The following is a 23,264-nucleotide window of genomic DNA, read 5'->3' as shown; positions in this document are numbered from 1 at the left end:
AAGATAAGACTATTATAATACTTTAGTCAAAAAAGGTCAAATTTTTGCTCTGTTTTCATTAGACAGAAACAAAAATTCAACCTCCTTTCGTGACTGGAAATCCTTTTCCAAGTCAATCTCTTTTTAATTTTATTTTGTACCGAACAAGCGGTCCCCAGCATCTCCAAGACCTGGAACGATATAACCGTGTTCGTTCAAACGTTCATCCAGGGCTGCTGTAAAGATTTCTACATCTGGATGAGCCTCTTGAAGAGCTTTTACACCTTCTGGAGCAGATACAAGGCAGACAAATTTGATATTTGATGCGCCACGTTTTTTAAGCGAGTCAACAGCCAAGATCGCTGAGCCACCTGTTGCCAACATTGGATCTACTACAAAAATTTGACGTTGGTCAATATCTTCAGGCAATTTCACCAAATACTCAACTGGTTGAAGTGTTTCTTCATCACGGTACATACCGATGTGACCAACTTTAGCAGCTGGAACCAAGCTCAAGAGCCCATCAACCATCCCGATACCTGCACGCAAGATTGGAACGATGGCCAATTTCTTACCTGCCAATTGTTTTTGAACTGTTTTTGTGATTGGTGTTTCGATTTCCACATCTTCTAGTGGAAGATCACGAAGTACTTCATACCCCATCAACATTGCAATCTCATCTACTAGCTCACGGAAAGCTTTGGTAGAAGTATCTGTACGACGCAAGATTGACAATTTGTGTTGAATCAGTGGATGATTAATAACTTCAATTTTTCCCATTTTTGGAATTCCTTCTTTCAATTTATTCTTCTTATTATACCAAAAAACGGTTTAAAAATCTTTCTAAACCATTTATTTTTGATAATTTTTACATTAGATCAGCCTCTTTAAGAGCGGCCTGTACTGTCTCAAGTGGTAGATGGGTCAATTCTGTCCCTTTTTCTTGATAAAGGTATTGGGCATAGTCGTCCATTCTGTACTGGTTGATATAAACCACGCGCTTGCAGCCGACCTGAAGCAATTGTTTGGTACAGTTCAGACAAGGAAAATGGGTTACATAGGCTGTAAAGCCTTTAGGAACACCACGTTCTGCACCTTGAAGGATAGCATTGACCTCGGCATGAAGGGTGCGAACACAGTGGCCTTCAATGACCAGACATTCGTGGTCAATACAATGCTCGGTTCCTGACACCGAACCATTGTAACCAGTGGAAATAACCTTATTATCCTTTACTAGAATTGCACCCACTTTGGCACGTTTACAAGTGGAACGATTGGCAATTAGTAGGGCTTGAGCTGCAAAATACTTATCCCAGGCCAGTCTTTTTTCAGTCATATCTCTTCTCCTTTTTCTCTATTTTTTAAAAAATGGTAACCGTAAATCCGCTATCTTTTCAGCAGGTACCTTCATGCCATCCTTGATCCATTTTAGAAGGACAGAGACGATGGCCGAGCTCCAGAAGGAATGAAGATAAGAGCTGACACTTTTTGATTTTCCATGGTATTTTTCCAGAAACTCCTGCATGGCTTGGACAAAGATTTTTTCCAGATGGTAATCTAAGGCCAGTTGAATCACTCTGGCTTCTTTTCTGGCCTCTCTGAAAAGGTGAACCCAGACCAGATAAAGGTCTGTCTTTAAATCATAATGATGCAACTGTTCCATAATATTGTGGACAGTTCGTTTAAAGACACTTTCTAAAATCTCCTCTTTGGAATCATAATTGCGATAAAAGGCCGCACGAGAAACGCCTGCACGTTTGACCAATTCAGAAATACTAATCTTGGTCAAGTCCTTTTTTTCCAAGAGCTGCAAGAGGGCTGTTTCAAGGGCTTCTCTAGTTAATAAATTGGATTCTTGATTTGATTTTCTGAGATTTTCAAGAGACTTTTCAGAGATTCTACGTTCAGACATAACATTTTCTTTCTACTTGTCACAACAGACGGATGAGGCTTTTGTTTCAAGAGCTTTCATGATATAATTGTAAAAAAAGACAGAACCTTTGTCAATGTATAACTGACAAAGATGGAGAATTTCTATGACTTGGAAGATTATTGCCGACTCTGGTTGTGATTATCGTCAACTGGAAAAACCAGCTATTGACACAACCTTTGTAAGTGTCCCCTTAACCATTCAAGTAGCTGATCAGGTCTTTGTTGATGATGCTAGTCTTGACATTGACCAAATGATGGAAACCATGTATGCAACCGCAGAAGCTTCAAAATCGGCTTGTCCAAGCCCAGATGATTATTTGAGAGCATTTGAAGGAGCCAAAAACATTTTCCTAGTAACCATCACTGGTACTCTTTCTGGCAGTCACAATAGTGCGCAACTAGCAAAGAATATTTATCTGGAAGACCATCCTGACACTAAGATTCATGTGATTGATAGTTTGTCTGCTGGTGGTGAGGTTGACCTACTCGTAGAAAAATTGAATGACTTGATTGACCAGGGCTTATCTTTTGAAGAAGTGGTTGAAGCTATAACTGCCTATCAAGAAAAAACCAAGTTGCTCTTTGTCCTAGCCAAAGTCGACAACTTGGTAAAAAATGGCCGTTTAAGCAAGCTTATCGGTACGGTCGTTGGCCTTCTAAATATCCGTATGGTCGGAGAAGCTAGTGAAACTGGAACCCTTGAATTGCTACAAAAAGCACGAGGTTCAAAGAAATCAGTTCAAGCTGCCTATGATGAAATCATTAAAGCTGGATATGCTGGTGGCCGTATTGTCATGGCCCAACGCAATAACGAGAAATGTTGCCAACAGCTTTCAGAGCGAATTCGTGAAAATTTCCCACAGGCGGATATTAAAATTCTCCCAACCTCTGGCCTCTGCAGTTTCTATGCAGAAGATGGCGGTTTGCTGATGGGATATGAAATTGATTAATTGCATTCTTGACAAGAGGTGACCATCATCTCTTGTTTTTTTGTGGTACAATAGAGCTATGAAACATTTTGATACTATCGTCATCGGTGGAGGTCCTGCTGGCATGATGGCTACGATTTCCAGTAGCTTTTATGGTCAGAAAACCCTCCTCATCGAAAAAAATCGGAAACTTGGAAAAAAATTAGCTGGTACTGGTGGGGGACGTTGCAATGTCACCAACAATGGAACTCTAGATGACCTACTAGCTGGAATCCCTGGAAATGGGCGATTTCTCTACAGTGTCTTCTCCCAGTTTGATAACCATGATATCATTAACTTTTTTACAGAAAATGGTGTTAAACTTAAGGTCGAAGACCACGGCCGCGTCTTTCCTGCTAGTGACAAGTCTCGTACCATTATCGAAGCCTTGGAAAAGAAAATCACTGAGCTAGGCGGCCAAGTTGCTACTCAAACAGAAATTGTTTCGGTTAAAAAAAACGACAACCAGTTTGTCCTTAAGTCCGCGGACCAGACCTTCACTTGTGATAAACTCATTGTCACAACTGGTGGAAAGTCCTATCCTTCGACTGGTTCAACTGGTTTTGGTCATGAGATTGCCCGTCATTTTAAACACACCATTACCGAGCTTGAGGCAGCTGAAAGTCCTTTGTTGACAGATTTTCCACATAAGGCCTTGCAAGGAATTTCATTGGACGATGTGACCCTAAGCTATGGTAAGCATGTCATCACTCATGATTTGCTCTTTACCCACTTTGGTTTGTCAGGCCCTGCTGCCTTGCGTATGTCTAGCTTTGTTAAGGGTGGAGAGGTTCTTTCACTGGATGTTTTGCCTCAACTTTCTGAGAAGGACTTAACTGTATTTCTAGAAGAAAATCGGGAAAAATCCTTAAAAAATGCTTTGAAAACCTTGTTACCAGAACGTTTAGCAGAATTTTTTGTGCAAGGATATCCAGAAAAAGTCAAACAACTGACTGAAAAGGAACGAGAACAACTTCTCCAGTCCATCAAGGAACTTAAAATTCCTGTAACTGGTAAAATGTCTCTCGCCAAGTCATTTGTTACCAAGGGTGGCGTCAGTCTCAAGGAAATCAATCCTAAAACCCTTGAAAGTAAGCTGGTACCTGGCCTCCACTTTGCTGGTGAGGTACTGGATATCAACGCCCACACGGGTGGTTTTAACATCACTTCTGCCCTCTGCACTGGCTGGGTGGCTGGATCAAATCCAAACTAAATCTAAATTATTCAATGGCTAAATCAGCCCCAAAAGAAAGGAAGTCCTTTGGAACATATTATCTTGTTAAGGGGAGTTACTCCTAATGGAAAAAATGCTGTCCCTAAAATGTCTTATCTAGTAGATATCTTGACAGAAGCTGGTTTTCAACAAGTTCGAACCTATATTCAAAGTGGGAATATCATTCTTGAAAGTGACTTAGATATAGAAAAAATACGAGAACGTGTTCATACTCTAATAAATGAAAATATTGGTGCTGACTTAAAAATGGTAATCAAGAACAAAAGTGATTTTAAAAAAATTATCCAAGAAAATCCGTTTGGAGAACACTATCTTTATGACCGTGTACACGTGATTTTTTATCAAGAAGCTATTCAAAGTCTCCCTTTAGAAAAATTGAAAATTGATTACGGTGAAGAAGAAATTTGTATCGGTAACCATTGTCTTTACCTCTATCTCCCTAGAACTGCAAAACAAAAGAAACTCCATACCAACTATCTTGAAAAGCTTTTTAATGTAGATTTGACCATGCGAAAACTAAATGTAGTAGAAAAATTATTAAGCAAGTAGTGCTTGAATTTAGTAAAAATCGGAAGAATACTCCTCCGATTTTATTTTGTCTGAGTTTGGACATAGTGCGCAATCACATCTGATGTGTACTGGGCTGTTCCAGTTCCAAATTTGTCAATATTTTCCTTAAACTCTGGGTTATAGACGTAGCCCTTGCCGATATATCCGAAGACCTCAACAGAACAATCAAATCCATAAGTACGAATGGCTTGCAAGAGCTTGGTTGCTTGCTCTTGGTTTTCAGTTGCTGTTGCAGGCAGACCAGCTTGAAGATTTTGTGCCAAAGCTTGAAAAACTTGGTTGAAGGCAACCGTAGCCTCGTCTTCGTGACCTTTTTGACGCTCGAGCGCTTGGTCCATGACTTCTTGTCCATATTTCTCTACCGCCTCTTGATGGTATTTTTGATGGTCTTGGTAGTTAAATCCAGCAAATTTCTCTTGAATGCTCATTTCTCTTTCTCCTTTATGTTCTTTAATGGTTTTTTGCAAGGTTGAAATCAAGGTATCCAGATGTTCCCTTTCTCGAGTCAAATAGTCCAACTGTCTGGTCAGATGGGGCAATAAATCTGTCCTTTCTTCCTTTAATAGCTCTGCTATTTTTTCTAAAGAAAAACCTAGATATTTGTAATAAAGAATGACCTGAAGTCGCTCCAAATCCTCCTGACTGTATGTTCGATAGCCGTTTTCCGACTTTAAAGGAACCAAAAGCCCTATCTTATCGTAGTGGTGCAGGGTCTTGACAGAGACACCCGAAAGCTGCGCAGCTTCTTTTATATGGTACATGATTTCCTCCTTACAATGATAGTATAACCCCTACCCTTAGGTCAGAGTCAAGCGTTTTTGCGAAATTTTTTTACTTTATCATAACATGAAAATGGTTTTCTTGACAGACCTTAGAAAACATGATAGGATAGTCAAGTCTATCAATCAAAAGAAAGGCTCATTTTGAGTACTTATGAGGCTATTTGCCAAGGGCAGTAGCTTTTTCTTTTGTAATACTAATTTTAGGAGTTTAACTATGTCTGAAAAATCGCAATGGGGTTCTAAACTGGGCTTTATCCTAGCATCTGCTGGTTCAGCCATCGGACTTGGAGCCGTTTGGAAATTTCCTTATATGACTGCTGCTAACGGTGGAGGAGGCTTTTTACTAGTCTTTCTCATCTCCACTATTCTAATCGGTTTTCCCCTTTTGCTAGCTGAGTTTGCCCTCGGCCGAAGTGCTGGTGTCTCAGCTATCAAAACCTTTGGAAAACTAGGAAAGAATAGCAAGTACAACTTTATCGGTTGGATTGGTGCCTTTGCCCTTTTTATCCTTTTATCGTTTTACAGTGTTATTGGTGGCTGGATTTTAGTCTATCTAGGCATTGAGTTTGGAAAATTGTTCCAACTTGGTGGAACGGGTGATTATGCTCAGTTATTTACTTCAATCATTTCAAATCCAGCCATTGCCCTAGGAGCTCAAGCAGCCTTTATCCTATTGAATATCTTCATTGTATCACGTGGGGTTCAAAAAGGGATTGAAAGAGCTTCGAAAGTCATGATGCCCCTGCTCTTTATCATCTTTGTTGTCATCATTGGGCGCTCTCTCAGTTTGCCAAATGCCATGGAAGGGGTTCTTTACTTCCTAAAACCAGACTTCTCTAAGCTGACAAGTGCTGGTCTCCTCTATGCTCTGGGACAATCTTTCTTTGCCCTCTCACTAGGGGTTACAGCCATGCTGACCTATGCTTCTTATTTGGACAAAAAAACCAATCTAGTCCAGTCAGGGATTTCCATCGTAGTCATGAATATTTCAGTATCTATCATGGCGGGTCTAGCCATTTTCCCAGCCATGTCAGCCTTCAATATCCAATCTGAAGGGGGACCGAGCCTGCTCTTTATCGTCTTGCCTCAGCTCTTTGACAAGATGCCTTTTGGAACCATTTTCTACATCCTCTTCCTCATGCTCTTCCTCTTTGCGACGGTCACTTCTTCTGTCGTTATGTTGGAAATCAATGTAGGCAATATCACCAATCAGGACAACAGCAAGCGTGCCAAATGGAGTGTTATTTTAGGAATTTTGACCTTTGTCTTTGGAATCCCTTCAGCCCTATCTTACAGTATTATGGCAGATGTTCATATTTTTGGGAAGACCTTCTTTGATGCTATGGACTTCTTGGTTTCCAATCTCCTTATGCCATTTGGAGCTCTCTGCCTTTCACTTTTTACAGGCTATATCTTTAAAAAGGCTCTTGCAATGGAGGAACTCCATCTTGATGAAACAGCATGGAAACAGGGACTGTTCCAAGTCTGGCTCTTCCTTCTTCGTTTCATCATTCCAATCATCATCATCGTGGTCTTCATCGCCCAATTTATGTAATCAAAAAGGACTTGAGTAGTAAACTCAGGCCCTTTCTTTTTTATGGATGGCTAACAATCAATTCCAGACCTTGCCCTTCCAATGTCCAAGCTTCAACATCACTTGGTAGGATAAAGTGGCTACCTTTTTGGATTGGATAATTTTTCCCGTCAACAGTTAGTTGACCTTGACCAGCCAAGACACTGAATAAGCTGTAGTCAGCTGTCTTTTCGAAGTCAACTTTTCCAGTAATTTCCCACTTGTAAACTGCAAAGAAATCATTGGATACAAGGAGAGTGGAACGTAAATCATCTGCTTTGATAGTTACAGGACGGCTATTGGCAGGCTCGCCAATATTCAAGACATCAATGGATTTTTCAAGGTGAAGTTCACGCAAGTTACCATTATCATCCTTACGGTCAAAGTCATAAACGCGATAGGTGGTGTCACTAGATTGTTGGGTTTCAAGGATTAAGATACCTGCCCCGATAGCGTGCATGGTGCCACTTGGTACATAGAAGAAATCTCCAGCCTTTACAGGAACTTTTGTCAACAAGGCATCCCAGTTCTTGTCCTCGATTTGCTGGCGGAGTTCTTCTTTTGACTTGGCATTGTGACCATAGATAATTTCTGAACCTTCATCCGCTGCGATAATGTACCAGCATTCTGTTTTTCCAAGTTCACCTTCATGCTCTAGTCCATAGGCATCGTCTGGGTGAACTTGGACACTGAGCCAGTCGTTGGCATCCAGAATCTTAGTCAAAAGTGGAAATACAGGCTCAGGACGATTGCCAAACAATTCACGATGTTCCGCATACAAAGTAGCGAGGTCTGTTCCCTGGTAGCGTCCATTGGCAACTTTAGAGACTCCATTTGGATGGGCTGAGATGGCCCAATATTCTCCGATTTTTTCACTTGGGATGTCGTAACCAAACTCATCACGTAGCTTGGTTCCACCCCAGATTTTTTCTTGCATAACTGATTGTAAAAATAATGGTTCTGACATGTCGATCTCCTGTCTGATTTTTCTCCCCTCATTATAGCAAAAAGCTCCATCTAATTGAACTCTTTTTCACATATTATAAAGTAGGGAGAAGATTTTATAAAAATAGTAAAGAAATCCCCTCTTATGCTATAACTTTTGCTGGCGATCAAACTCTACTATGTCCTATTTCATACGATAAAAATCAAGCACTAGACCAGCAGGACCTTTAACTAATAAGGACTCTGTTCCCCAATCGGTTACAGTTGGACCGTTTAAAACCTGGATACCAAGCTCTTTCAACCGTTGGTAATTCTGGTCTACATCTTCAACCTCGATATGAAGAATGATTCCTGACTGAAAATCTTCCAAAGGAATCAAATGATTTTGGAACAACATCAGACAGTGACTGCCAATCGTGAACTGAGCAAAACTATCATCAACATAATCAGCTTTTTTATCCAAAATACGCTCTAAGTCAGCACAGACTTGAGGAACATTTGAAACGATGATATCTAATTGATTTAAATTCATTTACTGTTTTCCATAAAAAGACCGGATTGCTCCGATCTTTTCAAGTTTCTCTCTAAGAAAATCAAAGAATAAAATCTACAAAGTTTACATTTGATTTTCGACGAGAGGAATTATTTGATTACGCGTGATTGCAATCCTTCTTCTTCCAAGAAGAGACGGAATGGTACGAGTTCTTCTGCTTCGTATTTTTCCTTGAAGGCTTTGATTGCTTCTTCTGAGTGAAGTTTTGGATCCAATTCAAGTACTTCTACTGGAAGTGGACGGTGTTGACTGATGCGAGCATCGATAACAACAGTTTTACCTTCTTTGTTCAATTTAACAGCTTCTGCAACAACTGCCTCGATGTCTTCAATACGGTCAACTGTAAATCCAACAGCTCCTTGAGCTTCAGCGATTTTCGCATAGTCAGCATTAGGGAAGTCACAACCAAATAAGTGTTTGTTTGTGTCTTCGTATTTGTCTTTGATGAAGGCATATTTACCATTTGAGAAGACAACGTTGATAACTGGAAGGTCGTATTGAACGTTTGTGATAACGTCTGGGTAGCACATGTTGAATGCACCGTCACCCATGATGTTCCATACTTGGCGATCTGGATTGTCTTTCTTAGCAGCGATACCACCAGGAAGGGCAATACCCATTGTCGCAAATAGTGGAGATGTACGCCACATGTTCTTAGGTGTCATGTGAAGGTGACGAGTAGATGTTTGAGTAGTGTCACCTACGTCGATTGAATAGATAGCGTCTTGATCAGCATGTTTATTGATTGCATTGTAAACTTGATACAATTGCAATTCACCCTCAGTTTTACCTTCGAGTTTGTTCATGTAATCACGCCAGTTTTGGTTGTTCTTCACGTTTGCACGCCACCATGGAGTAGATTCAACTGGATTCACTTTGTCAAGGATTGCTTTCGCTGCTTGACCTGCATCACCAAGGATTGAAGCGTCTAGGGCATGACGTTTACCAAGTTTGTAAGGGTCGATATCCACTTGGATGAATTTTTCAGTGTTCTTGAATGCTTCGTAAACTTCAGCAAATGGGAAGTTTGAACCAAGGAAAAGAACTGTGTCTGCTTCAAAGACCACTTCGTTGGCTGGTTTCCAACCAACACGGTAAGCAGAACCTGTCAAACCTTCATAGTTCCATTCGAAAGCTTCAAAGTTTTTACCAGTTGTGATGATTGGTGCTTTGATTTTACGTGACAATTCAGTGATCACTTCACCAGCTTTAACACCACCGTAACCAGCATAGATAACTGGACGTTCAGCATTGTTCAAGATTTCAACAGCTTTGTCGATTTCAACTTCGTTCAAAGCAGGAGCGATGAATGAACGCTCGTATGAACCTGATCCATAGTATGAGTTTTCGTCGATTTCTTGGAAACCGAAGTTTACTGGGATTTCAACAACAGCTGGACCTTTTTTAGAAACTGCAGCACGGCAAGCTTCGTCAATTACTTTTGGCAATTGCTCAGCGTAAGCTACACGTTTGTTATATACAGCGATACCGTTGTACATTGGGTTTTGGTTCAATTCTTGGAAAGCATCCATGTTCAATTCGTTAACTGGACGTGATCCAAGGATTGCTAGGAATGGAGTGTTATCCATAGCTGCATCGTAAACACCGTTAATCAAGTGAGTCGCACCTGGACCACCTGAACCAACTGCAACCCCGATTGAGCCACCGAATTTAGCTTGCATAACCGCTGCAAGAGCACCTGTTTCTTCGTGGCGAACTTGCAAGAAGCGGATATCTTTATCTTCAGCCAAAGCGTCCATCAATGAGCTGAGTGTTCCTGATGGGATACCGTAGATTGTGTCTACGCCCCATGTTTTCAATACATTAAGCATTGCTGCAGATGCAGTAATTTTCCCTTGAGTCATAATGATAACTCTCCTTCAAATATTTTTAAATCTACTAAAAAAGGTTTCATATAGTTTTTGAAAACGTTTCAGTAAATTTTTACAATACTAATTTATCACATTTATTTTGACTTTACTAAGAATCTGCTCAGAAGTTTTTATTCTCTATTACAGTACAGTTTGAAAATATTTTTAGCTTCTGTTTTATAATAAAAAAGCGAGCAAGCCCGCTTTTAATCTATTTTACTAAAGTTTAAGAGAAGGGAACTAGTCAAAACAGATACAGAACTAAAGGCCATGGCTAGACCAGCCAGTTCTGGGTTAAGAGCTAGTCCAACACCTGAAAAGACTCCTGCTGCTATCGGAATTCCGGCGACATTGTAGATAAAGGCCCAGAAAAGATTGAGCAGAATACGATTAAAAGTTTTCTTACTCATGTCAAAGGCACGAACCACTCCTAAGAGGTTATTGGTTGTCAACACCAAATCTGCTGACTCAATAGCAATATCTGTTCCAGCTCCCATAGCAATCCCCACATCTGCTACACTGAGGGCAGGAGCGTCATTGATACCATCACCAACAAAGGCTACTTTTCCAACTGATTGTAGTTTATGGATTTCATGGGCTTTTTCTTCTGGTAAGACACCTGCAATGACCTCTTCGATTCCTATCTGATCGGCAATAGCACGCGCCACACCTGCATTGTCTCCTGTCAGCATGACTGTTTTAAGACCTCGTTTTTTCAACTGACTGATGGCAAGCTTAGCATTTTCCTTGGGAATATCTTGCAAAGCAAGCAAGCCTTTGATTTCATTGTCCACAGCCAAGAACACAACTGTCTTAGCTTCTTTTTCCAGTTGTTCTAGTTTTTCTTGATAAATGCTAGAAATATCCATGCCATCCAACATTTTAGCATTTCCAAGCAGAACTTGTTTTTCATTGATTTGCCCTGAAACACCTTTTCCGTGCAAGGCTTGGAAATTTTCAACAGTGTGAAACTCAAGTCCAGCTTCACTCGCTCGTTTCACAACGGCTTCAGCCAGTGGGTGTTGAGAAGATTCTTCCAAGGAAGCTGCCAATCCAAGCACTTCTGCTTCGTTGCCGATGACATCTGTTACCACAGGTTTCCCTTCCGTCAAAGTCCCGGTCTTATCAAAGACAATAGTTTTGACTTTCTGGATTTCCTGTAGAACCGTTCCATTTTTGAGGAGAACTCCCATCTTGGCACTGCGTCCTGTCCCCACCATAAGGGCTGTTGGTGTTGCAAGTCCCAATGCACAAGGACAGGCAATAATCAAAACCGCCACTCCGTAGAGAAGCGAGGACACAAAGCTCGCTCCAAGCACGACAAACCAAATCCAAAAAGTTAAAATCGCTAAAATGACAACTGCTGGGACAAAAATTCCTGAAATCTTATCCGTCAAATCCTGAATTGGTGCTCGACTTGTCTGGGCTTTCTTCACAAAATCCACAATCTGAGCCAAAACAGTTTCTGAACCAACTTTTTCTGCTCTAAAAACAAGTGTTCCACTATTATTGATGGTTGAACCAATGACGGTATCTCCAACTGTCTTATCCACAGGCAGACTCTCACCTGTCACCATAGACTCATCAATACTAGAGATACCTTCTACTACGACACCATCAACAGCAATCTTTTCACCGGGACGCACTCGAATCAGATCACCTACCTTGACTTGCTCCAAGGGGACTTTAACATAGCTATCCTCACGCAAGACTTCTGCAGTTTTAGCCTGCAAGTCAAGTAATTTCTCCACAGCTTGGGAAGTATTTTTCCGCATTTTCTCCTCAAAAACGGCTCCCATAAGAACGAAGAAGAAGATAAAGGCAGCACTTTCAAAGTAAACGGGGAGGCCAGCGAAGAGGGCAACTAAGCTATAGAAATAGGCCACTAGGGTTCCCAGAGCAACCAAGGTATCCATGTTGGCATTGTGCTTTTTAAAACTAGCCCAAGCACTTTGGATATAAGGACCACCTGCTACTAGCATAATCGGTGTTGTGGCTAAAAAGGTGCCCCAACGCATGACTTGGTGACTAATTCCTCCTGTCGACATTCCAATCATGAGAATCACAAGAGGCACAGTAAAGATACTAGTAATCCAAAAACGCTGTAAAAGCGATAGAGATTTTCGAGTCTTCTCAACAACTGTATAACTTCCCTTTTGCATCTTCATACCACAAGAAAATTCATGTTGACCTAATTCTTGAGGTGTAAAACGAATGACTTTCTCCTCATCTACGCCGATTGGCTCTAAGATGCCTTCTTCTTCAAACAGAATTTCCTTGTAACAGTTTGAAGGAGTTGCTCGATGAAAGGTAATCTCAGCTGGAATCCCTTTTTGAAGCTGGATATGGGCTGGATGATAGCCTTTGTCTGCCGTGATACGGATTTTTTGAACACCATTTTCAAGACTTGCTTTTACAATTTCAGTCATATCATTCTCCTATTCTACAATCATCTTGCCGTGCATCATATTCATGCCACAAGAGAAACCATACTCTCCAGCCTGCTCAGGCGTGATTTCCACTACATACTCTTCCCCCATAGGCAGGTTCGCATGTACACCAAAATCTGGAAAAACAATTTGGTCCAAACATGGTGAAGGATCCTTGCGGTCAAAAACAATGCGAGCTGGTACTGATTTCTTTAGAATAATCAACTCAGGAGTGTAGCCTCCCATGACTTCCACTCGAATCTCTTGGTAGCCCTTTTTTTGCTGGGCCTTTTGTCCAGATTTTTCAGGCTTTTTGAAAAACCAAAACAAGATAAACGCGATAAGGGCAATACAAATAATGGTTACAATACTATTTAACATGACGTCTCCTTTACATACAATTACATTTTACTTCTGTTACAGCGCTTGATTTCTTCTCAGAAATCACAGCTTCCAAGTCTTCCAAGTCAGCCTGAGTAAAATCACATTCAGCAATCAAATCAGCCAACAAGTTCTTAATCCTACGAGAACAAACCTTGTCCTTGATATCTTGGACAAGTAAATCCCGACTTTGGTCCAAAGTTAAAAGGGCTGAATAAACAAAAGACTTGCCTTCTTTTTTCCTTGTCAGACACTCTTTCTCAACCAAACGAGCCAAAAGAGTTTGAATGGTTGACTTGGACCAGTCGAAACGCTCCGCCAGAACCCTGATCAAATCCGTACTGGTCTGCTCTCCTTGCATCCAAATAATCTTCATGACCTGCCATTCTGCATCTGAAATCTGCATTAGCACACCTCCAAAATCTACATTTGTCAATTACATCAAATAGTATACTCTAAAAATCTACATTTGTCAATTATAAAATCAATCTTTTGTTTGAAAAATTGAATTTTAACAATTTGATAAAGGATTTTCAGTCAAATCTTACTATATAAACTATAAAAATATGCTATACTAAAGAAAAAAGAAAACAACCACTAGGGGTGCGTAAAGCTGAGATTAACAACTGTTAGACCCTTTGACTCAATCTAGGTAATGCTAGCTGATGGAAGTGGAAATGATAATGGGGACTAGCAGTCTTCTATTGCCTTCCTGAAACAGACTAGCTTGTTCTTAAGAATACAAACTTCAGTTGGTTGGGAGGTTTTAGATGACTTATTTACCCGTTGCTTTGACCATTGCAGGGACTGACCCTAGTGGTGGGGCTGGCATTATGGCAGATTTAAAGTCATTCCAAGCTAGAGATGTCTATGGAATGGCCGTTGTGACCAGTCTTGTCGCTCAAAATACCAGAGGTGTTCAATTAATCGAGCACGTTTCTCCTCAAATGTTGAAAGCCCAATTGGACAGTGTCTTTTCGGATATTCCACCTCAGGCTGTAAAAACTGGAATGTTGGCAACTACTGAAATCATGGAAATCATCCAGCCCTATCTTAAAAAGCTGGATTGTCCCTATGTCCTTGACCCTGTTATGGTCGCAACAAGCGGTGATACCCTGATTGATACCAGTGCCAGAACTTACCTAAAAACAAACCTACTTCCCCTTGCAAGTATTATCACACCGAATCTTCCTGAGGCAGAAGAGATTGTTGGCTTTTCAATCCATGATCCTGAAGACATGCAGCGTGCCGGTCGCCTGATTTTAAAAGAATTTGGTCCTCAGTCTGTGGTAATCAAAGGTGGGCATCTCGAAGGCGGTGCCAAGGATTTCCTCTTTACCAAGGATGACCAATTTGTCTGGGAAAGCCCAAGAATTCAAACCTGTCACACCCATGGTACTGGATGTACCTTTGCTGCAGTGATTACGGCTGAACTAGCCAAGGGGAAAACCCTCTATCAAGCAGTCGATAAGGCCAAGGCCTTTATCACAAAAGCCATTCAAGACGCTCCTCAACTCGGTCATGGTTCTGGCCCAGTCAACCATACAAGCTTTAAAGATTAAAAAAACTCTCTAGTTCCCACTTTAAGGGAATTAGAGAGTTTTTATAGTCTTCTAAAATCTCTTCAAACGACATCAACTTTATCTGCAACCTCAAAGCAGTGCTTTGAGCAACCTGCGGCTAGCTTCCTAGTTTGCTCTTTGATTTTCATTGAGTATTAATTAGAAAATAATGTCATCTAACTTTGTCAAAAAGGCTTGCGTTTTTGCCTCTATATCTTCTGCCTGCATCAAATCACGCACTACAGCTACACCAGCTATGCCAGTGCCCATAAGTTGGTCAATGTTCTCCGAAGTTAAACCTCCGATAGCAACTACTGGAATGGCGACCCTTTGACAAATTGTTTTCAAGGTTGAAATCAGGGTGATAGGCGCATTTTCCTTAGTGGTAGTTGGGAAAATGGCTCCTGTCCCCAAGTAATCTGCTCCCCCTTCTTCTGCTTCAAGGGCTCTTTTTACTGTTTTAGCTGTGACACCGAGGATTTTTTCAGGACCTAGGACTTTGCGGGCAACCGAAACGGGTAATTCATCGTCGCCAATATGCAGACCAGCAGCATCAACTGCAAGACAGACATCCAAACGATCATCGATGATCAGGGGTACCTGATAGGCATCTGTTATTTCCTTGACTTGTTTTGCCAGTTGATAATATTGATTGGTTGTAAGATTTTTTTCTCGTAATTGGACTATGGTAACCCCTGAACGGCAAGCCTTCTCAACCTTTTCAAGAAAGCTTTCCACGGAATCTTGGTAACGATTGGTTACCAAATACAGTCTAAGCGCCTCTCTATTCATAAACATCTCCTTTGATAGCATCTAGCCAGTTTTCATCTCTTCTGAGGAGCGAAAGCTGATTGAGCACTTGGTAACGAAAATCTTCCAATCCCATTCCTTGAACAACTATTTTCTCAGCAGCGATATTGAGATAAGAGACTGCTAAGCAAGAAGCTTCAAAGGCAGTTTTTCCTTGGCTGAGAAAAACAGCTGTTAAAGCTCCAACCAAGTCTCCTGTCCCTGTTATCCAGTCTAATTCTACACAGCCATTTCCCAATACAGCAACCTGATTCTTTGAAACGATGAGGTCCTTGGGGCCAGTAACTAAGAATGACATACCAGGATAGGTCTGACACCAGTCTCTCAAGACTTGAAGCAAATCATCAGTTTCTTGATCTTTAGCACTCGCATCGACCCCAACTCCGTGGTGTTTTAAGCCAACAAGACTTCGGATTTCTGACATGTTTCCTTTAAGGACCGTAGGTCTATAGTCTAAAAGGTCTTCAACTAAGCTCTTACGAATGGATGAAGCCGTTACGCCAACCGCATCTACTACCATTGGGAGACAAACTTGATCTGCATAAGAAGCTGCCATACGGATTGCTTTTTCCTTCTCAGCAGACAAATGCCCCAAATTGATGAAGAGTGCCTGGCTTTGCTTAGTAAAATCAAGAACCTCACGAGGGTCATCTGCCATGACAGGTTTGCATCCCAGAGCCAAAATCCCATTTGCTAGCATCTCACAAGAAATCTCATTGGTAATACAGTGAATGAGGGAAGTCGTTCCCAGAGGAAAAGGATTTGTCAATTCCTGCATCAGTTTATCCTTTCATCAAAGAAATATCCCTGCACTTTTTTAAAGAATTCCTGCTTGATTAAAAATCGAAAGGCAATAAAGGAAATCGCTGTGCCAATCAAGGTTGCTCCGAAAAATCGAGGAGTGTAGATAAACCAGCTAAGCTTAGCAGCTGATCCTGTAAAGAGTACCATAACAGGATAGGAAACAATAGAACCAATAATACCTGTTCCCAAAATCTCTCCTAGAGCGGAATAATGAAATTTTCGACCATACTTATAAAAGAGACCTGCTAGAAGGGCTCCAAAAGTCGCTCCTGTGAGAGCTAAAGGCGGAATCCCTTGAGTCGTCATACGGATAAAGGCTGTCACTGTAGCCATAGCCAAAGCATAAACAGGTCCCATCATGATTCCTGCTAGAATATTGACTACACTGGACATCGGTGCCATTCCCTCAATCCGAAAGATAGGTGTAAGGACTACATCAAGGGCAATCATCATAGATAAAATGGTTAATTTGTGAACTTGCAATTGGTTCTTTCTCATATTGCTATTCTTCTCCTTTTTCTAAAGAGTGTAAATCACTCTTCCATGTCTGGTGTTGGTAGGCCATTTCCCAAAACTTGGCTTCCATGTGAACACTAATGTGGAAGGCATCTAGCATTTTTTTTCTGTCTGTCTCGTCACTTTCTCGATAGAGTTGATTAACCAGCGCTCCCTCCTCTCTGATCTGTTGCTCTAACTCATCCGTAATATAAGTTTCAATCCATTGTTGGTAGAGAGGATTTGGTGATGGTTTAAGATTAAGTGATTTGCCTATATCATGGTATAACCAAGGACAAGGCAGCAAACTTGCAAAGGCAATGCCCAAGTTTGGCTCTGCAAATTGACGATAAATGTGAGAGATATAATGATAGCAGGTTGGAGCGATTGGATGTTCCTCCATTTCCTGATCGCTGATTTCCAATTCCTTGAAAAATTGTTGGCGGATAAATAACTCACCTTCCACTAGACTCTGAGCATTTTGTTTCAAGAGTCTTTTCATCTCTTGGTTTGAAGTCTTATCAGCCAAGAGGTGATAAGCTTCTGAAAAAGACTTCAGATAATAGGCATCCTGAATCAAGTAATAGCGGAAAATTGCAGGGTCTAAATTTCCCTCTTGTAACTGTAAAACAAAGGGGTGATGAAAGGAAGCCTGCCAAGCTTCCTTGGATAATTCCATCGCAATATCTGTAAATTCCATAATAACTCCTTTATAAAAATAGACTGGTTTGAAGTAATAAAAAGAACAGCAGGTAGATGAATATTGTCCTTTGAGGAATATAAAAAGTCCGATAGCGATTCTCCACCTGTGCATGTTCGTCATATCCATGCGCCGACAGAGCTCTCAGATAAAGATGACGCCACCTAAAGACTGTCATCAGAACCTTGCTGTAAATCAAGGGAGACCAAAAATGTAGTTCTTGACCGCGTAATAAGCAAGCTTCCTTGAGGGACTTGATTTCTTGCTGGATAAGGGGGAAGGAATTGAATACCACAATCAAGGCATAGGCCCAAGAGCGTGATAACCCCTTTTGAGCCAAGTACAAGAGAAGCTCTTTTAGGGAAATAGAGGAAACAAAGACAAGACCAATACAAACGGTCACAAAGGCCCTCGTTCCAAGCATGACTGCCTGCGAAGCATCTCCGTGTAACCGAACTGCCCAGTAGTTGGCCAAAGATGGCAAAATGGCGAGCAGAATCATCCAAGCCAATACTTTAAATCGCCGGTAATAGAGCATAAAGAGAATACAAAATGCAACTACCGAGAGATTAAGAGCAATCGAAGGAATGAAGGATGTTTCCAAGGATAAAATCAGCAAGAAGAGACTGATAATCGGTGTCTGGGTTGCTACTTTGACCATACTACTTCACCTCCCCTTGGGTATTGCTACTCTGAGATGTGAGTGGTTTAGTAATTGTCACTTCTTTCACATGACTGAGACCCTGACTAGTCATCTTAATCCAATAATCAACCACAGAGATCAAGGGATCCAAACGATGGCTAATGATCAGAAAACTTCTTCCTTGATTTCTCTCCTCCACAATCCACTGACAAAAATAATGGCAAGCTCTATCATCCAAACCTGCAAAAGGTTCATCTAGTAAGATCACAGAAGCCTTGCTAGTCAAGATGGTCAAGAGCTGAAGAATCTTTTGCTGGCCACCACTTAATTGATAGGGACTCTTATCAAGAGTCTGCTCCAGATCAAAATATTGTAAAGCTTGGAGTATCCGCTGATTTCTTTCAGAATCAGGTCCATCTAATTGAAGCTCTTCTCGCAGACTGACTCGGATAAACTGCTTCTCAGCTTCCTGAACAACACCCGTCAGGTCACGGTACAAACTCTTTTTCTTTTTCAGGACTGTCCCCTTCCAGGTAATGCGCCCCTTATACTTTTGAAATTGAAGAATAGACCGAAAGAGGGTTGATTTCCCGACACCATTGTCTCCCAAGATACAGGAAATTCCTTGGTAGAATGTAAAATCCGCAATTGAAAAGAGGGGACGCTTATCCAGCTCACAAGTCGTTCGATCCATATGGAACAGTTCCGGGCTAGAAGCAACCTCCTTTGAAACAGCCTGTGTCATTTCAGAGGCAGGGATTTGATTTATTTTCCTTAGTTGTCCGTCTCTTAGCTCCACCATATGGTCGATATAGGCTTCATAGTCAGACAAATCATGGTCGCACAGGATGACTGCCTTCCCATTAGAGGCTAACTCTTTTAGAATCTCCAATATCTCGATTCTTCTCTTGCGGTCAATGGAAGCGAATGGCTCATCCAAGAGATAGACCCTAGGATTCATGGCAAAGAGAACAGCCAAGGCAGCTTTTTGCTTTTCCCCACCTGATAAGTGATGGATGGGACGGTGCAAAATCTCCTTGCAGCGACATTGCTGGACCACCTCTGCTATTTTAGAATCAATTTCCTGAACAGGATGCCCAATATTTTCCAAGGTAAAAACCAGCTCCTCAAACAAGTTCTCCATGGTAAATTGATGATTAGGATTTTGAAAGAGAATCCCAACTGTCTGGACACGTTCGACGATAGAAAGCTGACTGACCTCACTCCCATCTATCAAGACTTGACCACTATGGGGCAAGGAACTGACTTGGGCAATCATTTGAAAGAGACTGGATTTTCCTGAACCACTGCTCCCAACTAACAAGGTAAAGGCTTGCTCATGAAAAGTAAAATCAAGCGGCTCAGAGAAGATTGGAGACTGAATCGCTCGTAGTTCCAGGCCCATCTATGACTTGCCTCCAGCTGCAAACTGATGATAGAGTTTGACAATGGCACGAACCAAGATGGTACAGAAGAAAAAGACAGAAATAAAACGTACTACAAGCAAGGAAAGAACAAAAGGAAGGGAGAAGGCGTAGTAACCTAACTTAATGTATTCATAGACAAAGCTAACAAGCGTAATCCCAATACTATTGGCAGTTAGAGAGAGCCAACTTTCATAGCGATTCTTGGTTACGATAAAACCAAGTTCACTTCCCAAACCTTGAACCAAGCCAGACAAAAGGGCACCTAGACCGAATTGGCTACCATAAAGGACTTCAGCAAGCGCAGCTAGCACTTCTCCAATCGTTGCACTTCCCACTCTTGGAACAAAGATGGCAGCAATAGGCGCAGCCATACACCAGAGACCAAAGAGGATTTCATTGGCAAAGGCCTGTAAACCAAGAGGTGCTAAAATCAGAGTGAGGATATCAAACAGATAGCCAGATCCTACAAAAACGCCACCAAAAAAGATAGACAAGAAAGCAAGTAAGATAACATCTTTTAATTGCCATTTTTTCAACATAAAAAACTCCTTTTTTTAAAGAAAAGTGGGGTATTCAAGGTGAGCTACCTAAATGCTTTGTATCATCTTCATCCAGTTTCGTAAAAGAAAAAACTCTAATTACAGATAGGAATTAGAGTTCAGCTTACAAGATTAGATGGTTAGTTTCTATAAATACAAAACCATTTCACATTTCCCTTCGCCAGTCTTAACTGTATCAGGTTCAATGGGTATCATCTCAGCCTAAAGCACCCCAAATGTCTTTATTATTTAATTATATAAATATTATAACAAACGATTTATTCTAGTTCAAGAAATTGAACTGGGAAATACAGACTTGCACTCACAAAGACAGCAGATCTTTCTTTGGTTAGATCCATACCTATTGTTCACTCATTTCTCGAACAGTTTTTTCTATATTTTTTGCATATGATATTGCTGAAATTATTGAAACGCCGTCAACATTGGTCTTCATAATGTCTTTAATATGTTTCGTCTGTATCCCACCAATTGCAACTAAGGGCAGTTGTGGCAATAGTTTTCTCATCAATTTAAGACCTTCATAACCTATAGCACCACCAGCATCATCCTTTGACTGGGTATCAAATACAGGACCAACACCAACATAATCTACATATTCAACTTTTGATTGTTGAAATTCTTCCTCGTTTTTTATAGAAAGACCAATTATTTTTTCTGGCATCAATTTTCTAATTTCATCAACTCCAAGGTCATCTTGTCCTACATGTACGCCATCAGCGTCAATTTCCATCGCCAAATCTAAATCATCATTAACGATAAATGGAACATTGTATTTTTTACAAAGATTCTGTAGTTTAATTGCTAATTCGACTTTTTCTTTACCTTCTAAGGATCCCTCACCTTTTTCACGGAATTGAAATAAGGTTATCCCACCTTTTAAGGCTTCCTCAACGACTGTATATAGATCTTTTCCTTGGCAAGTAGTCGTTCCACAAATAAAATATAGTTTTAATAATTCCTTATGAAACATTTTACTTCACTCTTTTGAATTCCTTTACATCTTCATCTGTAATCTCATATAAGGCATTTATAAATTCCACTTTGAATGTTCCAGGAAGATGTCCATTTGGACGTTTTTCTGCCATTTCTCCAGCGATATTATAAACCAACATTGCTGTTTCTAATGATTTCAATTCTTGACCTTTTTCTAGTCCGATAAAGCTTGCTACTACAGCACCTAACAAGCATCCTGTCCCAATAACTTTTGGCATCATGGCACTACCATTATGAATCGTTACCACTTCTCCATTTACCGCAATAGCATCCACTTCACCTGTTACTACTATTGGAATATTGAACTTCTCATTTGCTGCTAGAGCAATTTCGTCAATATTATCTACGCCTGCACTATCTACTCCTTTAGATGCCACATTTATTCCTACTAAAGAGGCAATCTCTCCAGCATTTCCTCTAATCGCTGCTAGTTTGTAATTGTTAATTAGATCATCTGCTACTTTTTTTCTATATTCTCCTGCTCCACAGGCTACAGGATCTAAAACTGCTGGGACATTATATTTCTCTGCAATTTTCAGAGCAGCTTGGTATAATTTCCAATTTTCATCTGTCAATGTGCCTATGTTTATTAATAAACCTCCAGCATACTTTAACAAATCCTCTAAATCTGCAGGAAACTCACTCATGGCTGGTGACGCACCCAGTGCTACTAATCCATTTGCTGTGAAATTTTTTACTACATCATTGGTTATGCAAATGACCAAAGGTGCTTTTTCTTTTAATAATTTTAAACTTGTCATATTGAAATCCTTCCTTTTCACTTTATACGATCTACTGATTTCGATTTATCTCTATCTTTCGTTAAGAAATTTTTTTTACATTGAATGATTTATGCTCAATGAAAATCAAAGAGCAAACTAGGAATCTAGCCTCAGGTTGCTCAAAGCACTGCTTTGAGGTTGTAGATAAGACTGACGAAGTCAGTCACATATATAATCTAAGGTGAAGCTGACGTGGTTTGAAGAGATTTTCGAAGAGAACTACCTCATCAAATTTGTAAATATCCTAAACCTTCTCTAAGCGTCATAACCAATATCAAAAAAGGCTAATTCTAAAGCGACTGCTTGGTTCCAGCGTTGCTGAAGTTCTGTCAAATCTTCTCGACTTTTCCCGACACGATTGAGTTCGTCAACCAGAAATTGAACCCACTCTGCAAAGAAAGGACCTCTGTGGAGATTGATCCATTCCGAATGAATGTAGGTTTCAGGTAGAGCTAAATCTTTAGAACCCCAGTCTAAATAGAGACCTTCTGCAATGACCAGCATGACTAAAAGATGGGCATAGTCTGATGATGATACAGCAGAATACATAAGCTCCTGAAAGGCTTTTGTTACAGGATGCAAGGTCACTTCCAGATAGTCATTCTCAGATACTTTTAACTCTTTGAAAGCCTTTTGAAAATAACCGTCTTCATCTGCTTCAAGAAAGCCTAGTTGCTTGGCAAAACGAAGCTTGGATTCAAGCTGGTCTGCGTGGGCTACACAAGCACCCAGCATGGATAAGAAGGCATCAAAGAAGTGATAATCTTGAATTAGGTAGTCTTTTAAGACCTTATTCTCAATTGTCCCCGCAAAAAGTTCCTTAACAAAACGATGATTGATTGCAGCCTGCCAATCATCTTGACTCCTTTTTAATAATTCTCCAACAGTCAAACCTGGCTCAAATGCATAGTCTTGTGTTTCCATATTTACTTTTCCTCTCTTTACTCGTACGTAATCAACAAAACATCAAGAAAATCCTAGTTTTACTTGACCTTTTTAAAGAAAATCAAGGGCGTTCAAGAAGAGCTACCTAAATGCTTTGTATCACCTTCATCCAGCTTCTATAAACAAAAAAACTCCAATTACCATCAAGAATTAGAGTTGACTTACAAGATTAGATTGTTCATTTCGCCATACGAAAAAACGTTTCACATTTCCCTTCGCCAGTCTTAACTGTATCAGGTTCAATGGGTATCATCTCAGCCTAAAGCACCCCAAATGTCTTTATTATTTAATTACTGGACCAGTATAGCAAAAAATGAAAGCCCTAG

General features: G+C 40.6%; 25 protein-coding genes and 3 riboswitches. Of the genes, 5 read left to right on the top strand and 20 right to left on the bottom strand.

The genetic code is table 11. From position 1 onward, the window contains the following. Positions 1–129: 129 nt before the first annotated feature. The 3 genes from upp to N8O80_RS02105 all read right to left on the bottom strand — a co-directional run bounded on the left by upp (position 130) and on the right by N8O80_RS02105 (position 1,891). Positions 130–759 carry a uracil phosphoribosyltransferase gene (upp, locus tag N8O80_RS02115; protein ID WP_000515974.1) on the bottom strand — a complete coding sequence of 210 codons (630 nt, stop codon included), beginning with the start codon at positions 757–759 and terminating at the stop codon, positions 130–132. 88 nt (positions 760–847) lie between these two features. After that, positions 848–1,315, bottom strand: coding sequence for a deoxycytidylate deaminase (locus tag N8O80_RS02110; RefSeq protein ID WP_261026674.1), 468 nt, complete (start codon positions 1,313–1,315; stop codon positions 848–850). Between the two features lie 18 nt (positions 1,316–1,333). Continuing rightward, the gene (locus N8O80_RS02105) at positions 1,334–1,891 is read right to left on the bottom strand and encodes a TetR/AcrR family transcriptional regulator (RefSeq protein WP_261026672.1); all 558 of its coding nucleotides are present in this window, start codon (positions 1,889–1,891) and stop codon (positions 1,334–1,336) included. A gap of 124 nt (positions 1,892–2,015) precedes the next feature. Between N8O80_RS02105 and N8O80_RS02100 the strand changes: the two genes are divergently transcribed. The 3 genes from N8O80_RS02100 to N8O80_RS02090 are packed head-to-tail and all read left to right on the top strand — an operon-like array spanning position 2,016 to position 4,662. Beyond that, complete coding sequence (locus N8O80_RS02100) at positions 2,016–2,861, top strand: DegV family protein (RefSeq protein ID WP_261026670.1); 846 nt, start codon at positions 2,016–2,018, stop codon at positions 2,859–2,861. A gap of 58 nt (positions 2,862–2,919) precedes the next feature. Further along, positions 2,920–4,092 (top strand): aminoacetone oxidase, encoded by a 1,173-nt coding sequence (gene aao, locus N8O80_RS02095; RefSeq protein WP_261026669.1) that lies wholly within the window; start codon positions 2,920–2,922, stop codon positions 4,090–4,092. Between the two features lie 48 nt (positions 4,093–4,140). Then, positions 4,141–4,662: a DUF1697 domain-containing protein gene (locus tag N8O80_RS02090; RefSeq protein ID WP_261026668.1), complete on the top strand. Its 522-nt coding sequence runs from the start codon at positions 4,141–4,143 to the stop codon at positions 4,660–4,662. Positions 4,663–4,703: 41 nt separating this feature from the next. Here N8O80_RS02090 and N8O80_RS02085 read toward each other — a convergent pair whose 3' ends face one another. Further along, complete coding sequence (locus tag N8O80_RS02085; RefSeq protein WP_261026667.1) at positions 4,704–5,444, bottom strand: MerR family transcriptional regulator; 741 nt, start codon at positions 5,442–5,444, stop codon at positions 4,704–4,706. A 235-nt stretch (positions 5,445–5,679) separates the two neighbouring features. Between N8O80_RS02085 and N8O80_RS02080 the strand changes: the two genes are divergently transcribed. Continuing rightward, positions 5,680–7,020: a sodium-dependent transporter gene (locus tag N8O80_RS02080; protein WP_120718877.1), complete on the top strand. Its 1,341-nt coding sequence runs from the start codon at positions 5,680–5,682 to the stop codon at positions 7,018–7,020. Positions 7,021–7,060: 40 nt separating this feature from the next. Here N8O80_RS02080 and manA read toward each other — a convergent pair whose 3' ends face one another. The 6 genes from manA to N8O80_RS02050 all read right to left on the bottom strand — a co-directional run bounded on the left by manA (position 7,061) and on the right by N8O80_RS02050 (position 13,623). Further along, positions 7,061–8,005 (bottom strand): mannose-6-phosphate isomerase, class I, encoded by a 945-nt coding sequence (gene manA, locus N8O80_RS02075; protein ID WP_049516551.1) that lies wholly within the window; start codon positions 8,003–8,005, stop codon positions 7,061–7,063. Positions 8,006–8,167: 162 nt separating this feature from the next. Next, positions 8,168–8,515, bottom strand: coding sequence for a VOC family protein (locus N8O80_RS02070; protein ID WP_261026666.1), 348 nt, complete (start codon positions 8,513–8,515; stop codon positions 8,168–8,170). Between the two features lie 110 nt (positions 8,516–8,625). Continuing rightward, positions 8,626–10,401 carry a pyruvate oxidase gene (spxB, locus tag N8O80_RS02065; protein WP_261026665.1) on the bottom strand — a complete coding sequence of 592 codons (1,776 nt, stop codon included), beginning with the start codon at positions 10,399–10,401 and terminating at the stop codon, positions 8,626–8,628. A 212-nt stretch (positions 10,402–10,613) separates the two neighbouring features. Beyond that, positions 10,614–12,836 carry a heavy metal translocating P-type ATPase gene (locus tag N8O80_RS02060; RefSeq protein ID WP_261026664.1) on the bottom strand — a complete coding sequence of 741 codons (2,223 nt, stop codon included), beginning with the start codon at positions 12,834–12,836 and terminating at the stop codon, positions 10,614–10,616. Positions 12,837–12,845: 9 nt separating this feature from the next. After that, positions 12,846–13,217 (bottom strand): cupredoxin domain-containing protein, encoded by a 372-nt coding sequence (locus N8O80_RS02055; protein ID WP_261026663.1) that lies wholly within the window; start codon positions 13,215–13,217, stop codon positions 12,846–12,848. A gap of 10 nt (positions 13,218–13,227) precedes the next feature. Further along, entirely contained in the window at positions 13,228–13,623 is a 396-nt protein-coding gene (locus tag N8O80_RS02050) for a CopY/TcrY family copper transport repressor (protein ID WP_001167204.1), read from the bottom strand. 183 nt (positions 13,624–13,806) lie between these two features. Next, positions 13,807–13,904: riboswitch (TPP riboswitch) on the top strand. A gap of 83 nt (positions 13,905–13,987) precedes the next feature. Between N8O80_RS02050 and thiD the strand changes: the two genes are divergently transcribed. Continuing rightward, on the top strand, positions 13,988–14,779 hold the full coding sequence (gene thiD, locus N8O80_RS02045) for a bifunctional hydroxymethylpyrimidine kinase/phosphomethylpyrimidine kinase (RefSeq protein ID WP_115904848.1): 792 nt from the start codon (positions 13,988–13,990) through the stop codon (positions 14,777–14,779). A 159-nt stretch (positions 14,780–14,938) separates the two neighbouring features. On the opposite strand, the gene thiE (N8O80_RS02040) is transcribed toward thiD, so the two are convergent. From thiE (N8O80_RS02040) to N8O80_RS01995, 10 genes are all read right to left on the bottom strand, one after another. After that, positions 14,939–15,571: a thiamine phosphate synthase gene (gene thiE / locus N8O80_RS02040; RefSeq protein WP_049551514.1), complete on the bottom strand. Its 633-nt coding sequence runs from the start codon at positions 15,569–15,571 to the stop codon at positions 14,939–14,941. After that, entirely contained in the window at positions 15,564–16,367 is an 804-nt protein-coding gene (gene thiM / locus N8O80_RS02035; RefSeq protein ID WP_125429559.1) for a hydroxyethylthiazole kinase, read from the bottom strand. Before thiM (N8O80_RS02035) ends, thiE (N8O80_RS02040) begins: the two co-directional genes overlap by 8 nt. Then, a complete protein-coding gene (thiW, locus tag N8O80_RS02030; RefSeq protein ID WP_125429556.1) occupies positions 16,367–16,891 on the bottom strand; it encodes an energy coupling factor transporter S component ThiW in 525 nt (174 codons plus the stop codon). Before thiW ends, thiM (N8O80_RS02035) begins: the two co-directional genes overlap by 1 nt. 4 nt (positions 16,892–16,895) lie before the next feature. Further along, positions 16,896–17,588: a thiaminase II gene (gene tenA / locus N8O80_RS02025; RefSeq protein WP_125429553.1), complete on the bottom strand. Its 693-nt coding sequence runs from the start codon at positions 17,586–17,588 to the stop codon at positions 16,896–16,898. A 10-nt stretch (positions 17,589–17,598) separates the two neighbouring features. Then, positions 17,599–18,249: an energy-coupling factor transporter transmembrane component T gene (locus N8O80_RS02020; RefSeq protein WP_125429550.1), complete on the bottom strand. Its 651-nt coding sequence runs from the start codon at positions 18,247–18,249 to the stop codon at positions 17,599–17,601. A 1-nt stretch (position 18,250) separates the two neighbouring features. Beyond that, the gene (locus N8O80_RS02015; RefSeq protein WP_261026660.1) at positions 18,251–19,636 is read right to left on the bottom strand and encodes an ATP-binding cassette domain-containing protein; all 1,386 of its coding nucleotides are present in this window, start codon (positions 19,634–19,636) and stop codon (positions 18,251–18,253) included. Beyond that, positions 19,637–20,197: an ECF transporter S component gene (locus N8O80_RS02010; RefSeq protein WP_201058291.1), complete on the bottom strand. Its 561-nt coding sequence runs from the start codon at positions 20,195–20,197 to the stop codon at positions 19,637–19,639. Positions 20,198–20,353: 156 nt separating this feature from the next. Beyond that, positions 20,354–20,442: riboswitch (TPP riboswitch) on the bottom strand. Between the two features lie 116 nt (positions 20,443–20,558). Then, the gene (gene thiE, locus N8O80_RS02005) at positions 20,559–21,188 is read right to left on the bottom strand and encodes a thiamine phosphate synthase (protein WP_261026658.1); all 630 of its coding nucleotides are present in this window, start codon (positions 21,186–21,188) and stop codon (positions 20,559–20,561) included. A 1-nt stretch (position 21,189) separates the two neighbouring features. Next, complete coding sequence (gene thiM, locus N8O80_RS02000; protein ID WP_033683999.1) at positions 21,190–21,972, bottom strand: hydroxyethylthiazole kinase; 783 nt, start codon at positions 21,970–21,972, stop codon at positions 21,190–21,192. Positions 21,973–22,248: 276 nt separating this feature from the next. Continuing rightward, the gene (locus tag N8O80_RS01995; protein ID WP_261026656.1) at positions 22,249–22,917 is read right to left on the bottom strand and encodes a TenA family protein; all 669 of its coding nucleotides are present in this window, start codon (positions 22,915–22,917) and stop codon (positions 22,249–22,251) included. Between the two features lie 214 nt (positions 22,918–23,131). After that, a riboswitch (TPP riboswitch) is annotated at positions 23,132–23,220 on the bottom strand. Between the last annotated feature and the right edge of the window lie 44 nt (positions 23,221–23,264).

The sequence above is a fragment of the Streptococcus mitis genome, assembly GCF_946190155.1.
GTDB classification, from domain to species: Bacteria; Bacillota; Bacilli; order Lactobacillales; family Streptococcaceae; genus Streptococcus; species Streptococcus mitis_CL.
The sequence above is the reverse complement of the archived record's forward strand: the minus strand, read 5'-3'. Positions and strand labels throughout refer to the sequence as shown.

Coding starts and splice junctions, on each gene's coding strand:
- N8O80_RS02070 (WP_261026666.1), bottom strand. CDS start 8,515: ATGAATTTAAATCAATTAGATATCATCGTTTCAAATGTTCCTCAAGTC.
- N8O80_RS02105 (WP_261026672.1), bottom strand. CDS start 1,891: ATGTCTGAACGTAGAATCTCTGAAAAGTCTCTTGAAAATCTCAGAAAA.
- manA (WP_049516551.1), bottom strand. CDS start 8,005: ATGTCAGAACCATTATTTTTACAATCAGTTATGCAAGAAAAAATCTGG.
- thiM (WP_125429559.1), bottom strand. CDS start 16,367: ATGCAGGAATTGACAAATCCTTTTCCTCTGGGAACGACTTCCCTCATT.
- thiM (WP_033683999.1), bottom strand. CDS start 21,972: ATGACAAGTTTAAAATTATTAAAAGAAAAAGCACCTTTGGTCATTTGC.
- aao (WP_261026669.1), top strand. CDS start 2,920: ATGAAACATTTTGATACTATCGTCATCGGTGGAGGTCCTGCTGGCATG.
- N8O80_RS02110 (WP_261026674.1), bottom strand. CDS start 1,315: ATGACTGAAAAAAGACTGGCCTGGGATAAGTATTTTGCAGCTCAAGCC.
- N8O80_RS02100 (WP_261026670.1), top strand. CDS start 2,016: ATGACTTGGAAGATTATTGCCGACTCTGGTTGTGATTATCGTCAACTG.
- tenA (WP_125429553.1), bottom strand. CDS start 17,588: ATGGAATTTACAGATATTGCGATGGAATTATCCAAGGAAGCTTGGCAG.
- N8O80_RS01995 (WP_261026656.1), bottom strand. CDS start 22,917: ATGGAAACACAAGACTATGCATTTGAGCCAGGTTTGACTGTTGGAGAA.
- upp (WP_000515974.1), bottom strand. CDS start 759: ATGGGAAAAATTGAAGTTATTAATCATCCACTGATTCAACACAAATTG.
- N8O80_RS02055 (WP_261026663.1), bottom strand. CDS start 13,217: ATGTTAAATAGTATTGTAACCATTATTTGTATTGCCCTTATCGCGTTT.
- N8O80_RS02060 (WP_261026664.1), bottom strand. CDS start 12,836: ATGACTGAAATTGTAAAAGCAAGTCTTGAAAATGGTGTTCAAAAAATC.
- thiW (WP_125429556.1), bottom strand. CDS start 16,891: ATGAGAAAGAACCAATTGCAAGTTCACAAATTAACCATTTTATCTATG.
- N8O80_RS02080 (WP_120718877.1), top strand. CDS start 5,680: ATGTCTGAAAAATCGCAATGGGGTTCTAAACTGGGCTTTATCCTAGCA.
- N8O80_RS02085 (WP_261026667.1), bottom strand. CDS start 5,444: ATGTACCATATAAAAGAAGCTGCGCAGCTTTCGGGTGTCTCTGTCAAG.
- N8O80_RS02015 (WP_261026660.1), bottom strand. CDS start 19,636: ATGGGCCTGGAACTACGAGCGATTCAGTCTCCAATCTTCTCTGAGCCG.
- N8O80_RS02010 (WP_201058291.1), bottom strand. CDS start 20,197: ATGTTGAAAAAATGGCAATTAAAAGATGTTATCTTACTTGCTTTCTTG.
- N8O80_RS02020 (WP_125429550.1), bottom strand. CDS start 18,249: ATGGTCAAAGTAGCAACCCAGACACCGATTATCAGTCTCTTCTTGCTG.
- spxB (WP_261026665.1), bottom strand. CDS start 10,401: ATGACTCAAGGGAAAATTACTGCATCTGCAGCAATGCTTAATGTATTG.
- N8O80_RS02050 (WP_001167204.1), bottom strand. CDS start 13,623: ATGCAGATTTCAGATGCAGAATGGCAGGTCATGAAGATTATTTGGATG.
- thiE (WP_261026658.1), bottom strand. CDS start 21,188: ATGTTTCATAAGGAATTATTAAAACTATATTTTATTTGTGGAACGACT.
- thiD (WP_115904848.1), top strand. CDS start 13,988: ATGACTTATTTACCCGTTGCTTTGACCATTGCAGGGACTGACCCTAGT.
- thiE (WP_049551514.1), bottom strand. CDS start 15,571: ATGAATAGAGAGGCGCTTAGACTGTATTTGGTAACCAATCGTTACCAA.